Source organism: Paenibacillus humicola, from assembly GCF_028826105.1.
In the GTDB taxonomy this organism is placed as follows: Bacteria; Bacillota; Bacilli; order Paenibacillales; family Paenibacillaceae; genus Paenibacillus_Z; species Paenibacillus_Z humicola.
Genome location: NZ_JAQGPL010000001.1, coordinates 444,466 through 457,225, shown reverse-complemented (window position 1 = coordinate 457,225; position 12,760 = coordinate 444,466). Strand labels below are relative to the sequence as shown.

Sequence of the window (12,760 nt, the reverse complement as noted above, 5' to 3'; positions counted from 1 at the left end):
ATCATCCTCCATTGCATTAACATCCTTTTGGGAATCAAACTATAGCGAAGTGAGACCGCCAGACCGGAGCGTCGGGAGCCCTATCGTCGGTTGGAACCTTTTTTATCCAGCATGCAAGTCTTACTCGATATACTCCATAATAGGTTTGAATGCCTGATACTCGCAAAAAAATTGATGACGATCCCCTCTTGAAAAAATAGCGGAAACCGCTAAGCGGAAAATGATTGCCCGGGTGATCATTTCTTTATACAGCTCATTGCTTGGAAGCAGATCGATCTCCGAAACCTCGCTTCCCTGCCAGGCTATACAATCGCAAACTAGAATGGCCTCCGCATATTCTACCGGGGCAATCGTTGGAGAAAAATCAATGACCAATGGCTCTAAATCCTGGTCAAAAAGAATATTCCCCGACAAGTCGCTATGAACAAGCTGCACCTGATCGTGCTCTTTCTTACGAACCCTGCTAAGCAAGTCGTGCAGACACTCTTGAATCTCTTGAGGCAGCTCGCTTGGCAAACCATCTACTTGCCATGCAATCCGATGACCCTTGGACCAAGGGTTGTCGATCGGAGGGATGTCCCCGAAACCAATCGAAGACAGGTCGCGGTGAAATAATCTCGATACGAGAAGCTTATCTTCTATCCGCCCTTTGACATCCTGTCCCGTTTCAAAATGAGTACAAATCCACCCATGACTGACAAAAGTGCCGGATTTACTTCTTATCGGCTTTGATAGCCGATACCCTTGCGGGTCGAGATGGTAAATAATATTCAGCAGCCATTCATAATGCTGACGATCATCCACAGGCTTTAAGACCGCGCGCCCCACTCTTACCGATGTATTCTGTCCGCCGCTTAAGGCCACGATATCCCCGCTCAGATGAAAGGAATGCAACACTTCTTCGGATAGCCCCATTTTTTCACCCCGACATACCGATAATATTTAACACCTTACATATCTGCGTTTGAACCCAAGCCTTCCTCGCTCCATTTCTTTTCGAATACTTTCGGAAGCGTTTAGGAGGCTGCTTTTTTTTCCTTCCCGTTTGAGTTCTACCGTACCGACTTCTTTTGCAGTCTGGACGGCCTTCTCATGCTGCGGCAAATAGGAAATCGCCACGGTGTATAAAAAATTATTCATCGCGGATTTCGTTCGTTCCGGTGAATCGTGAATCGAGTTTTTCACAAGATCTAGCATATGGGAAATTTTGATTTCGGAAAATTCATGGTCTTTGCGGTTCCCTAAAAGCCAGCAATAGCAGCTCCAGCCCCCCGACATTCTCAGCTCGTCACCGCTGGCAATCCATTTATCGGCTACGTCTTGTGCAAGATCCGACTCGGATAACGTGACGGCCACCACATAATCGGACAGCATATAAAAATACGCCGCATCCATCCAGCGGTCATAATCCGACTCGGTCATGGCTTTCGGGTCCGCGATGACGCCCGCAAAGTACATCGCATCGTAGTTACCTGTGGCATACAGCTGTTCAGCTAAAGAGAGGTTCATTTTGATTTTCTTTGCCATCGGTTTCATAGCGCCTGTCGCCACGCCAAAAAGCGGCTCGTGCGCGCCATTGGAGATGTACATTTTTTTCAGACGTTCTTTCCCCAATGCTTCAAGCTCCTGCATAACGGTTTCGAAATTCATTTTCTGCACTTCCTTTCTTAGGATGAATGCAAGTACTATTCGCAAAGCGAGACAGCCGCGCAGCCATGCTGCAGCTTATCGAACGTTTGTCTCCTTTTATGGGTCATTTTATCATAGGAACGGTACTCATAAGAATCCCCTTATTTATGCTCTTCTTCCAGTTTAGCCGGGCGGTTCCGCCGCGTTCTTCCCGGATTTTCGTTTTCGTCATCTATGATTTGTTAATACTTTTCTAAGTTTTCTTCATTCCTTTTGCGTGCGTTCGTGCTATTTTTAATATAACCGTCCCGGGACTATACGAACGTACAAAGGAGTGATTCGAGCATGAAAGTAACGAAGGTGAACGTTTATGTACAAAACGAGTCCAAAAACATACAGACCGGAAGGTCCTGGCTTTCGGAAACCGTGATTGCCAACCCGTTGTCGATCTATCCCGAGTACGGCGCCCGCCGCTCATCCTGGAGGGGGATGGATCAACGGGTATTGGTGCGAATCGAGACGGATGAAGGTGTGGACGGATTGGGGTTCAGCACCGGAGGGATGGCTGCGGCTTCAATCATCAAGCATCATTTTGAACAGCTGCTCATGGGCCAAAATCCCTTTCAGGTCGAAAAGCTTTGGGATATTTTGTTTAAGTCCTCCTTGCCGTACGGAAGGAAGGGCCTCCCGATCATGGCGATCTCCGCCGTCGATCTCGCCTTATGGGATTTAATCGCCAAAGCGCGCAGCGAACCGCTGTACCAAACGCTAGGAGGACCCGTTAAAGACAAGGTGCAGGCATATGTGACCGGAAACGAGTACGACAAGGTTAAGGGCAGCGGCTATTGGGGCCAGAAGCTGGCCATGCCGTACGGCCCGCATTCCGGACAGGAAGGCATCCGGAAAAATGTGGAGCTGGTTCGCAAGGCAAGGGAGACGCTCGGCCCGGATATGGAGCTGATGCTGGACTGCTACATGGGATGGAATGTGGACTATACGATTCGCATGGCAAAAGAGCTGGAGCCTTACCGGATCCGATGGATCGAGGAATCGCTGCCCCCGGACGATTATAAAGGATACGGAATGATCAATCGGAAAATATCGTCCACGGCTATTGCTACGGGCGAGCATGAGTATACCAGATGGGGTTTCGCCGAGCTGCTGGAGGTAAGAGCCGCGGAAATTTTGCAGCCCGATATTTGCTGGTGCGGCGGACTCTCGGAGGCGAGGAAAATTTCCGCGATGGCTTCCGCCCATCATATTCAGGTGATCCCGCATGCGGGCGGGCTTCAGCCATGGGCGCTGCATCTCATTTTTGCCGATGCCAATATCCCGCTGGCGGAATATATTTACCGGGCCGACGAGCGAAACGACGATCCGGTCATCGACGGCCTGCCCGCTCCGAAGAACGGATGGTTCGAGCTCCCGGAAGGGCCGGGAGCGGGCATTCGTTTAAGCGACCGGGCGCAAGAGCTGATTACGGAAATCCATTAACGCTGCACGAAATATCCGAACGAAGGAGGACAAATCTGATCATGAAAGCATTGATGTGGACCAATCCGCGGCAGATGGGCATGACCGAGCTGGAGACCCCGCTCCCCCGGGAAGGCGAAGTACGGATTCGGGTGCGCAGCGTAGGTATATGCGGTTCCGATTTGGAGGGATATCTGGGGCATAACAGCTTACGAACGCCCCCGCTTTTGATGGGACATGAGATTTCGGGCGTTGTGGAAGCGCTTGGCGATTCATGCAAGCGCCTACACGAAGGGGACCGCGTCGTGGTAAATCCGCTAATCTCGTGCGGCACGTGTCTGTCCTGCATCAGGGGACGCAGTAACCTGTGCGTGAACAGGCAGATCGTCGGCATTCACCGCCCGGGCGGCTATGCGGAATATGTGACGGTTCCGGAAAGCTGCGTCTATCCGATTCCCGATCGCTTAAGTTTTCGAAGCGCTTCCTTGACCGAGCCTCTTGCTTGCGCGCTTCGCGCCGCCCGGCGTGCTTTCGACTCCCATTCGGTTCCCGGCGTAGTCGTCATTGGAACAGGTGCGTTAGGCGTCCTTGCCGCGTATGTGTCGCGTATTCTGGGAGCATCGAAGGTTATCCTGCTGGACCGAAACGAAAAGCGGATCGACAATATGAAGAAACTAGGCTTCGATCATGTCATTCAGGCAGGCAGCGGCGACGCCGTTGCGCAAATTCGCGATGCCGCAGGACCCCGGGGAGTGGATATCGTGATCGATGCCGCAGGCTTTCAACCTACCCGGGAATTGGCGGTCGGCATTTTGAATGCAGGCGGCACGGTCATGAATATCGGCCTTGGCATAGACGGAACGGAACTGCCCGTCAATCATCTCATTCGCCAAGAAATTGAAGTGAAAGGGTCGTTTTGTTATACCGTTCAGGATTTTACCGACGCGCTTGAACTGCTTTCACTCGAAAAAATTCATGAACGGGGCTGGAGCCGGACGGAAGCGCTGGAGCAAGGCGGGGAATGCTTCGCTTCCTTGACCGATGGCCTGGTGGGCGAATCGAAAATTTTTCTGGAGCCGTAAGACAACCGGATCGAAGCCGGCAAAAATGAAACGGAGATGGTGACCATAATCAGAATTGATTCCCATCAGCACTATTGGCTGACGTCGCGAAACGATTACGGGTGGCTTCAGCCTTCTCTGGGCAGCATGTATGCCGATTATATGCCCGAGCATTTAAAACCGCACTTAATCCGGTTTCGGATCGACAAAACCATTATCGTTCAAGCCGCTCCTACTGCAGAGGAAACCGATTTCTTGTTGGAGCTTGCGGAACGGGAGGAGACGGTGGCGGGGGTTGTCGGCTGGCTGGACCTGGAATCCGCAGATTTCGAGGAGAAACTGAGCCATTATCGAAGGAATCCCAAATTCGTAAGCTTCCGTCCGATGATTCAAGATTTGCCTTCCGACTGGATCATCCGGGAGGACGTGATCGGGCGGATCAAGCACTTGACCGAGGCGGGCTTTCGGATGGATTTGCAGGCGAACCCCAGACATCTTTCCTATATCCTTCAAGTATTGGAGCAGGTTCCCGAATGGCATGCGGTGATTGACCATATCGCGAAGCCCGCAATCGGGCAGAAAGAATGGGAGCCCTGGGCAAGCCAAATGGAGCGGATCGCCGCCTATCCTCATATCATGTGCAAGCTGTCCGGCATGGTCTCCGGGCGAACGGGTGCGCCATGGTCAAAGGAAGACATCGCGCCGTATGCCAAACATGTGATCGACGTATTTGGCAAGAAAAGGGTCATGTTCGGCAGCGATTGGCCGATCTGCTTATATTCGGCCACCTACGGCAGTGTCGTCGATTTGTTCGAGTACTGTCTGGACGATAGCTGGACCGAGGAGGAGCTGGCCGGCGTTTACGGCGGCAATGCAGCCCGGTTTTATGGCTTGAATATACAGGGATCCAATACCTAATTTGTGTGAGAAGCCGGGGGGCCAGGCGCCCCCTCTTTCAATTCAGGAATTTTACGTTAAAGCTGAGACTCTAAGCAAAAAACTTATAAATAATAGAACCGACCCAAAATGCAAGCCCTATCCAAATCATGATGAACAAGGCTCCGGTTACCCAATTCCTGGGTTTACCGTTGTTCCGGATCTCCTCCGCTTTATCCCTGCAATCCTGAATTACGTCTTGCGGAATCAGCTTCAGAGCAAGTGTAATGCCTAACGGGACGATGATCAGGTCATCGAGGTAGCCAAGGACCGGTATAAAATCAGGGATGAGGTCTATCGGGCTGAAGGCGTAAGCTGCCACGCAGACTGCTACTAGCTTCGCATACCAAGGTACCCGAGGGTCCTTATACGCAAGATACAGAACGAATAGATTCCGCTTGATCTCTCTCGCCTTCGCTTTTACTCTATCGATCGCTTTTACCTGGCGCATAATCGATCCCCACCGTACGTGAATGTCATGACTCCATCATAAACGATAGAACGCTCAGGAAATAGATACCTGAGTCATAGACGCCCGGCTGCTGGTATAATGAGAAAATGTGATAGAGGCGCTTCACGATACGCAGCATGATCCTACATCACGGAGGTATTGGGGTGCAGTCCAAAAATGGTTCTCGGCAAAAATGGCTTCTTCGAATATATCTCCTCATTGGTTCGATCATCCTTTCTTTCCTATCGATTTTGGCCGCGATCTATCTTTCATCCCTTGTACATCATGATCAGGCTCCGGCTGCTTCTAATGCTCCAAGCGCTCCGGACGCTCTGACCGGACTTCGAGCCGTCGGCCGTACGGATACAACGGTCACGTTGTCCTGGAACCCGCCGAATGCCAACCATCCCGAATTTTATACGGTTTACAAAGATTCGGCAGCTGTGGGCACAACAACGACATCTCACTATACGTTTACCGGGCTCTCTCCATCCCGTACATACCTCTTTTATGTCAAATCGGGCCTGGGGGCCGGTTATACGCCTGTCTCCAGCCAAACCGTCGTCGTTACGACAAGGGCCGCGCAAGCCGCATCCTCCGCGAGCCGAAAAGACAACGGCATCAAATCCGCTAACGGCAAAAAAGTGATCGGCTATTATGCAGGCTGGACGGCATACAGCGGCAATCGAGTGACCCAATTGGATGGAAGCAAGCTGACGCATATCAACTACGCTTTCGCAACGATCGGTCCCGATCTTAAAATCGCCCTGGGCGACCCTTATGCCGATATCGAACACCTTTATCCGAACGATTCGCCCCGAGATCCGTTCCATGGCAATTTCAATCAGCTGTTGAAGGTTAAGAAGCTTTACCCCCATTTGAAAACGTTAATTTCAGTCGGAGGCTGGTCGTGGTCCGGCCGGTTTTCCGATGCCGCGCGAACGAAAGCATCCCGAACGGCTTTCGCGGACAGCTGCGTGAAGTTTATCGTCAAATACGGTTTTGACGGCGTTGACATCGATTGGGAATATCCAGTGGACGGCGGCGAGCCGGATAACGTGCGCAGACCGGCGGATAAGCGGAATTTTACCTATCTGATGCAGGAGCTGCGTAGGAAGCTGAATGCACAAGGAGCGAAGGACGGGAAAAGCTATCTGCTCAGCTTTGCGGGCGCAGCGGGTCCGGGCTATGCGAATAATGTAGAACTGAACAAACTGCAGAAAATCGTGGACTACATCAACGTCATGACGTACGATTTTCAGGGAACGTGGGATTCGACGACCGGCTTGAACGCGCCTTTGTACAAGGATCCCGGCGGCGGCCCGGCAGCCGGCAATGTCCATGATGCGGTGCAAATGTATCTCAACCGGGGAGTGCCCGCAGGCAAGCTGATGATGGGCGTTCCTTTCTATGGCTACCGCTACGACAACGTTCGAGAGGCGAACAACGGGCTGTATCAGACGTTCAGCGGCGGGAAGGTTCTTCCCTATTCCCAAATTGCTTCTCTTTTCTCGGGAAAAGGGTATACCCGGTATGTCCGGGAAAGCTCCCGGGTTCCCTACCTGTATAACGGATCCAGCTTCATCAGCTACGAGGACCCGGAATCCATCGGCAGCAAAGCGGCTTTTATTAAAAAACAAGGCCTGGCGGGAGCTATGGTATGGGAATTAAGTCAGGATACAGCGGACCACGATCTGCTGAATGCGCTGTATCAAGGGCTGAAATCGCCCGATTCGGTTAAGGACGATTAATCCCTATATATCAAATAGCCGCCGCGTGCCTCAATGATCTAAGGTTTAAGCTTCTCATCCGGCAGATGACCGGGCTCTCAAGTATGCTTACATGCGGTCTTTAATCAGATTAATCGCTTGTTTAGTCTGATTCTCAAATCCTCCGGGAGCCGGTTCATGAAGCTCGAATTCAAATCCAGCCCACCGATACAGCCTAATCGCTTTGTGAGACCAGGTTGATGTGGGTATATACATCACGCTGTCGCCTTCGATTTCAATCATGTGTCTTACCCCTGCCGCAATGATAGCCTTGCCTAACCCTCTTCCTTGATATTGCGGTTTTACCGCAACCCAGTGGACAAACGGATGCCGACGAATACCCGTATAATTCCACCAAGCCGTAAAGGTGGCTATTTTCTCGCCAGAATCCGCTTGAATGAACAAGGTTCTTCGTTTCACCTCATTCTCATATGGGATATAGTTTTTCGTAAAATAGTCCGCCGCCGCATCCTTTTCATCAAATTCCAGGACGGATGTTTCAATCTCCCCCCACGCTTCTTCATCACCCGTCTGGAACGTTACGATCGAATATCCTTTTGGCAAAGCCGCTTGCGGAATTGGAGCTCCTGTTTCTCGCTTAAGAATAATCCTATACCACTCCAGGCTTTTATCTAACATGTTGGCCCTCCCTTGTCAGGAATTCGTGTCTGGTAACCAATAATGCTTCAATTTCGAACCATGCTGCTGATCAATGCAATGGCAATCAAAATAAGCGGTCTATAACGGTAAACCCAATGATGACGGCAATAAGCTTGGTAGAAGCCGATAACCCTTTCGGTTTGCTTAACGTATCCAGTTTCCGATTTATATTCTTCAGCTCATCGAGTATTTCCCGGTTCAATTGTTCGGACATTTTTTTGATGTCCCCCCTTTTCAAAGCCCTGAGCTTCAGGACAGCGGCGGAAGACTGAAGGCGAGGCCCTGCCACTTGCTCTCCCCCCGTTCAAACAGCCGGCGATTGTGTCTGGCAATCTCACCGAAAAGCTGCAGCGCAGCACGATCATTAAGCCCGGAAATATCCCGGTCCAGATGCTCATGAAGCAATTCGGCCAGCAGCGCGCGCGCCGTCTCCCGGTCCCAAAAAGCCGCGTTCAATTCGCTGTTGCCGAAAAGCGAATAGCGATGCAGGTTGCACGAGCCGACGGTGCCCCATTCTCCATCGATAAGCATGAGCTTGGCGTGAATCCAGACCGGATTCCGCTTGCCATCGTCGCCTAATCCGGCAATTCCCGCCAAGGTGAAATTATCGAAAGCCGCAAGGTCGGCAAATAGTTCATGGAGTTTCCCCTCTGCCGGCATCAAGACTGCAATTTCCACCCCACGCTGCAATGCATGGCGCAAACACCGGATGATCTCCGGAACGTCGATCGCCTGGTTCTCGATATAAATGGAACGCCGGGCAGCACCGATCGCCGCGCAGTACTGCTCCAAATTCGACCGTTCCCCGTCTTCAATTGAATATGCGGCATCTTGAGGCGCGGCATGCCCGTTCGAATACCGGCCGCGATGAATCGTCCGTTGAATTTGAACGATGGCGTTTCCCTTTCGCTCGGGCACTTTTGCCGGAAAAGGAAGGTCGGACTCGCTGCCTGCCCCCCACCGGCCGTCGGCCAAATGCCGCTCGCTTGCTTCATTCCAGCGTTGGACAAAGTTATGATGGACGTCGACCGCGGAAGGACCCGCGAGCTCTATGTATACATCATGGTTTTGGTTTTTGCCGCCGCGATGGCCGGGTGCGACTACGGAGTGGGGGTTGAGATTGATCCCGCCAAGAAACGTCGTCTCCGTTTCCGTACCGGCATCGATAAGCCAGCACTTCTGGTGCTGACAGTATCCGGGCTGAGCCCGATCCCATCGGATACGAAGGGACGAAGAACATTCTTTCAACCGTTCAACGTGTTCGGGCGCTCCCCAAAAAGCGTTTGTTTCCAAATATTCCGTTTCGGGATCGGGGCGCCAAAAAATGATGCGAACGTCCAGCCCTCTCTCGGCAGCCCGACTCAGGACGTCGAGCGGCGAGCCTCTTCCGTCCGGCATTTGACATGCCGCCCACATAAACGTGACCGTCGCCCAGACGCTGATCTTCGCCTGTTCAATCGCCTCGCACACCCGGCGGAATGCAGGCTCCCCGTCGATGAGCGGCCGCAAAACATTGCCGGAGCGGACGGGGTATGATGCGCCGCGAGCGTAAGGGATGGCAAAATCGCTAAAGCCCAACTCATCCGTCATGAAAAACGCCTCCTCGATATCGGGCGGACGCGTACCGCTAAGTACTTGTTCTTTTATCGGGCTGGAAAATCCTTTAACTTTCAGGAAGGTTTTTAAAATATGGACGGACTGGAGGGAAATATACGCGGCGCCAAGCCTGCCCCTATGCCGTCCCGATTATCTATCCGCGCGGGGGATCACAATGAAGGGGGTTAATGATTAAGGGTATGTAGGATACGAAAGCCGCCTGCCTCACATATCCGGTAGGCGGTAATCCGTCATTCCACAAATTCCACGAATTCCACAAATTCAGGGGACCGCAGCATGCCGGCTTTCGTCCAATTCCGGAATCGGACCTTTGCGCGCAGCCGCGGCTCGATATAGACATAATTCCGATCCTCGCCGGTCGCGAGCTTTTTTGCAGCTTCGTGAAAAGCCTTGCGCTGTCCCGCGGGAACGGCGAGCTCGATCATCCCTGCCGGCCGTCCATCAACCTGGGCCAGCCAGCCGAATTGATGCTTGCGGTAGCCGCCGAGCTCGACAATCGCCGTTTGATAGTTGATCACCTTCTGCCACCGGTCGGAACGCCGGCTGACATAGCGGCTGTACTTTTCTTTGGCAACGATTCCTTCAAGGCCGCGTTGACGGATAAGATCAAACAATTCGTTTCCTCGGCCGTCGACCTGCAGCACGCGGCTGTAATATGCGTTTTCCGTCAGAATTTCGTCGAGAATTTTTCGACGTTCGGTCAGAGGGCGGCTTCGAAGATCGCGGCCGTTATACTGCAGCACATCGAACACAAAATAGCGCACGGGTATCCGCTGCCTGGCTTCCCGGATTTTAGGAATTTTCGTCATCCGGAACCGCTCCATCAGCGTTTCAAATTCGACCTGGCCGGTATCCGGATTCACGTAAGCTGCTTCACCATCCAGAATCACGCCGCCGCCGTCGACCGGCACATTTTGCAGCTCCGGATACTGGCGGGTGACCTCGTTCCCGTGCCGGGTAAACAGCTGAACGCGGCGCCCGGGCTCGAGGCTCAGCAGCAATCGGTGGCCGTCGATTTTGGGTTCAAAAACAAACCGTTCGTCGTCGAACGGTTCCTCCCGTGTGCCAGTCAGCATCGGCGAAATAAACATCAAGCCTTCCTCCGTCCTGCAATCCCCATTTCAAAAGATTGTATCACTTCGGAAAGCCGCTGAAATCAGGTAAATGATGTATAACGTTCATGAATGTTCCGCATAATATCTTTACATTCAGGAGGTGCATAATCGATGGCCAGAAACCGAAACAATCAGCTTGTTGTCCCGCAAGCGCGTCATGCGCTCGATCAACTGAAATTCGAGGCTGCGCAGGAGCTTGGTATTCAAATTCCGGCAGACGGCTACTACGGCAACATCGCAACCCGCGATGCCGGCGCCCTTGGCGGATACATCACCCGCAAATTGATCCAAATTGCCGAACAGCAGCTTGGCGGCAGATTCTAGAGACACACGGCCCGTCGACCCTGGCGGGCCTTTATTATGACGAAAAAGATGCTGAGATTAATGTTTCAGCTTCGGTAACAGCCTTTTCAAATAATTCGTCAGCCCAAGCCATACGTTCTGCGATCTCCTCCACCGTTTTCACGCCATAAAGGGTTTCAAGAACCGACACCGCTTCAGCAGGTAAATCCCTTGTCGCATGGAACAAAAAACAATACTATATCCCGTTAAGCGAACAAAAGGCTGCCAAATCGGCAGCCTTCGTCGTGACACGATCGCAAACGGATGATGGACCTTATTGCTCAAGCGCATTTTGCAAAACGGTCCGGTTACGCAAAATCCATGCCGCCGCACGCGCTCTCCAGGCGATCCCCCAAAGCGGCCCATGGCGATCCGGAGTGATTTGCATCTCGATCGCTTCTTCGGCGGTTTCGCGTACAACAACCTCCAGGATGAGGTGGAATAATGAGTGCCGCTGGGCGGGACTAGCGCCGTAAGCATCGGCGAGCAGGCGAAGCTGCCGCGCTCGTGCCTGAAGAGAAGGCAAGCCTACCCTTTCGGCAACATCGTCGTCATGAAGCTGAGGAAACAGCCAGCATACTCTGGCAAGCTCGACCATGGGATCGACAGGTCCGGCGAATTCCCAATCGATTAACGCAACGGGCATGCCATCACGGGTGACCATATTCCAAGGCGCAACATCACCGTGACTGTAAACCCGATTGGATCCGCCCAGATCCCGCAAAAACCAAGGCTTCCACACCGCATCGGCGGCAGGCTTGAACTGTGCTGACGCATCATGAAGCCTTCGCAGCATCCGGCCGACTTCCACGATCGCCTCGTCCCTCCAAGGGCCGGGGTGCACGAATTCGCCTTCGATATAGCTCAACATTTCGCGGCCTTCTTGATCCAATCCGGAACCGATAATGGACGGTACGGACGTGAAGCCACGTTTTCTTAAATCACGCAATAAAGCGTGCACATGAGGTGTCCAGGGACCGGAAGGCCGAAGCACAACGTCCCCCTGCCGAGCCACCGATTTTTCCGCGGACAGTACGACTTCTTCGTTCTTACGCGGATCTTCATGTTCATTGTTATTCAAAAATGCTGCCCCTTTCAAGGGGATTCCCGCAGTTTACCGGGCCATTATGCGATCTCCCCTCGTTTTGTTACCCGCTCCAGACGTGACTTTGCTAACCATAAAACCGCCTCCTTTGATAAATTCCTTAACAATGTTGACTTATCAATTTTACCAACTTTTCTTTGGTTTCGTTTAATCGTCCTTTAGCATTAGTCGTATCCTTCGGTTCAACCCAGGCAAATCCATCCGATCTGTAGCGTGGGAAGACATGCATATGATAGTGTGTTAAGTCATTAAATAAACCGCCGTTTTGAATGATCGTTATTCCATCCGGACGAAATTGTTCCTTGAGTAACCTTGCGAACATTAAGGATACCTTCATAATTTCATTGGCAGTATTTTCGTCCAAGTCATCGACATCATGGTAATGCTGTTTAGGAAGTATGAGTATATGGCCTTCGTTTAATGGCGCGATATCGAGAATACAAGCAACCAAATCGGTCTCATAAACAGTGTTTGTTTCTATTCTTTTATTTGCAAGCTTACATCCTAAACACTGGCTTTTCGGCATTTTTATCCCCCTACTTTAAACATAAGCAGGCTGCACAGTCCATTGTCATATTTAACGGCTGAATAAAATGTCCATG

General features: G+C 51.9%; 14 protein-coding genes. 5 read left to right on the top strand and 9 right to left on the bottom strand.

The annotated features are described in order from the left end of the window. Positions 1 to 120: 120 nt before the first annotated feature. A complete protein-coding gene (locus PD282_RS02145; protein ID WP_274648751.1) occupies positions 121 to 915 on the bottom strand; it encodes an RIO1 family regulatory kinase/ATPase domain-containing protein in 795 nt (264 codons plus the stop codon). Positions 916 to 942: 27 nt separating this feature from the next. Beyond that, positions 943 to 1,650, bottom strand: coding sequence for a DNA alkylation repair protein (locus PD282_RS02140; RefSeq protein ID WP_274648750.1), 708 nt, complete (start codon positions 1,648 to 1,650; stop codon positions 943 to 945). A 324-nt stretch (positions 1,651 to 1,974) separates the two neighbouring features. On the opposite strand from PD282_RS02140, the gene PD282_RS02135 reads away from it, so the two are divergent. Genes PD282_RS02135 through PD282_RS02125 form a run of 3 tightly spaced genes read left to right on the top strand, consistent with a single transcriptional unit; the run spans position 1,975 to position 5,081 of the window. Next, positions 1,975 to 3,123: an enolase C-terminal domain-like protein gene (locus tag PD282_RS02135; RefSeq protein WP_274648749.1), complete on the top strand. Its 1,149-nt coding sequence runs from the start codon at positions 1,975 to 1,977 to the stop codon at positions 3,121 to 3,123. A gap of 41 nt (positions 3,124 to 3,164) precedes the next feature. Then, positions 3,165 to 4,184 (top strand): zinc-dependent alcohol dehydrogenase, encoded by a 1,020-nt coding sequence (locus tag PD282_RS02130; protein ID WP_274648748.1) that lies wholly within the window; start codon positions 3,165 to 3,167, stop codon positions 4,182 to 4,184. A gap of 39 nt (positions 4,185 to 4,223) precedes the next feature. Continuing rightward, on the top strand, positions 4,224 to 5,081 hold the full coding sequence (locus PD282_RS02125) for an amidohydrolase family protein (protein ID WP_274648747.1): 858 nt from the start codon (positions 4,224 to 4,226) through the stop codon (positions 5,079 to 5,081). 70 nt (positions 5,082 to 5,151) lie between these two features. On the opposite strand, the gene PD282_RS02120 is transcribed toward PD282_RS02125, so the two are convergent. Further along, positions 5,152 to 5,550, bottom strand: coding sequence for a YkvA family protein (locus PD282_RS02120; RefSeq protein ID WP_274648746.1), 399 nt, complete (start codon positions 5,548 to 5,550; stop codon positions 5,152 to 5,154). Between the two features lie 137 nt (positions 5,551 to 5,687). On the opposite strand from PD282_RS02120, the gene PD282_RS02115 reads away from it, so the two are divergent. Continuing rightward, a complete protein-coding gene (locus PD282_RS02115) occupies positions 5,688 to 7,301 on the top strand; it encodes a glycosyl hydrolase family 18 protein (protein WP_274648745.1) in 1,614 nt (537 codons plus the stop codon). A gap of 87 nt (positions 7,302 to 7,388) precedes the next feature. Here the strand turns inward: PD282_RS02115 and PD282_RS02110 are convergent, their stop codons facing one another. The 3 genes from PD282_RS02110 to PD282_RS02100 all read right to left on the bottom strand — a co-directional run bounded on the left by PD282_RS02110 (position 7,389) and on the right by PD282_RS02100 (position 10,687). Further along, complete coding sequence (locus PD282_RS02110; protein ID WP_274648744.1) at positions 7,389 to 7,958, bottom strand: GNAT family N-acetyltransferase; 570 nt, start codon at positions 7,956 to 7,958, stop codon at positions 7,389 to 7,391. Between the two features lie 270 nt (positions 7,959 to 8,228). Then, a complete protein-coding gene (locus PD282_RS02105; protein WP_274648743.1) occupies positions 8,229 to 9,569 on the bottom strand; it encodes a phospholipase D-like domain-containing protein in 1,341 nt (446 codons plus the stop codon). A gap of 257 nt (positions 9,570 to 9,826) precedes the next feature. After that, on the bottom strand, positions 9,827 to 10,687 hold the full coding sequence (locus PD282_RS02100; RefSeq protein WP_274648742.1) for an ATP-dependent DNA ligase: 861 nt from the start codon (positions 10,685 to 10,687) through the stop codon (positions 9,827 to 9,829). Between the two features lie 135 nt (positions 10,688 to 10,822). Between PD282_RS02100 and PD282_RS02095 the strand changes: the two genes are divergently transcribed. Next, positions 10,823 to 11,035: an alpha/beta-type small acid-soluble spore protein gene (locus PD282_RS02095; RefSeq protein ID WP_274648741.1), complete on the top strand. Its 213-nt coding sequence runs from the start codon at positions 10,823 to 10,825 to the stop codon at positions 11,033 to 11,035. A gap of 34 nt (positions 11,036 to 11,069) precedes the next feature. Here PD282_RS02095 and PD282_RS02090 read toward each other — a convergent pair whose 3' ends face one another. The 3 genes from PD282_RS02090 to PD282_RS02080 all read right to left on the bottom strand — a co-directional run bounded on the left by PD282_RS02090 (position 11,070) and on the right by PD282_RS02080 (position 12,684). After that, positions 11,070 to 11,240 carry a hypothetical protein gene (locus PD282_RS02090; RefSeq protein ID WP_274648740.1) on the bottom strand — a complete coding sequence of 57 codons (171 nt, stop codon included), beginning with the start codon at positions 11,238 to 11,240 and terminating at the stop codon, positions 11,070 to 11,072. An 87-nt stretch (positions 11,241 to 11,327) separates the two neighbouring features. Further along, positions 11,328 to 12,134: an aminoglycoside phosphotransferase family protein gene (locus PD282_RS02085; RefSeq protein WP_274648739.1), complete on the bottom strand. Its 807-nt coding sequence runs from the start codon at positions 12,132 to 12,134 to the stop codon at positions 11,328 to 11,330. 124 nt (positions 12,135 to 12,258) lie between these two features. Then, entirely contained in the window at positions 12,259 to 12,684 is a 426-nt protein-coding gene (locus PD282_RS02080; protein WP_274648738.1) for an HIT family protein, read from the bottom strand. Positions 12,685 to 12,760: the final 76 nt, after the last annotated feature.

What these genes read in the sequence shown, in the direction of transcription:
- PD282_RS02145 (WP_274648751.1), bottom strand. Translation starts at nt 915, where the DNA reads ATGGGGCTATCCGAAGAAGTGTTGCATTCCTTTCATCTGAGCGGGGAT.
- PD282_RS02140 (WP_274648750.1), bottom strand. Translation starts at nt 1,650, where the DNA reads ATGAATTTCGAAACCGTTATGCAGGAGCTTGAAGCATTGGGGAAAGAA.
- PD282_RS02135 (WP_274648749.1), top strand. Translation starts at nt 1,975, where the DNA reads ATGAAAGTAACGAAGGTGAACGTTTATGTACAAAACGAGTCCAAAAAC.
- PD282_RS02130 (WP_274648748.1), top strand. Translation starts at nt 3,165, where the DNA reads ATGAAAGCATTGATGTGGACCAATCCGCGGCAGATGGGCATGACCGAG.
- PD282_RS02120 (WP_274648746.1), bottom strand. Translation starts at nt 5,550, where the DNA reads ATGCGCCAGGTAAAAGCGATCGATAGAGTAAAAGCGAAGGCGAGAGAG.
- PD282_RS02115 (WP_274648745.1), top strand. Translation starts at nt 5,688, where the DNA reads ATGATCCTACATCACGGAGGTATTGGGGTGCAGTCCAAAAATGGTTCT.
- PD282_RS02110 (WP_274648744.1), bottom strand. Translation starts at nt 7,958, where the DNA reads ATGTTAGATAAAAGCCTGGAGTGGTATAGGATTATTCTTAAGCGAGAA.
- PD282_RS02105 (WP_274648743.1), bottom strand. Translation starts at nt 9,569, where the DNA reads ATGACGGATGAGTTGGGCTTTAGCGATTTTGCCATCCCTTACGCTCGC.
- PD282_RS02100 (WP_274648742.1), bottom strand. Translation starts at nt 10,687, where the DNA reads ATGTTTATTTCGCCGATGCTGACTGGCACACGGGAGGAACCGTTCGAC.
- PD282_RS02095 (WP_274648741.1), top strand. Translation starts at nt 10,823, where the DNA reads ATGGCCAGAAACCGAAACAATCAGCTTGTTGTCCCGCAAGCGCGTCAT.
- PD282_RS02080 (WP_274648738.1), bottom strand. Translation starts at nt 12,684, where the DNA reads ATGCCGAAAAGCCAGTGTTTAGGATGTAAGCTTGCAAATAAAAGAATA.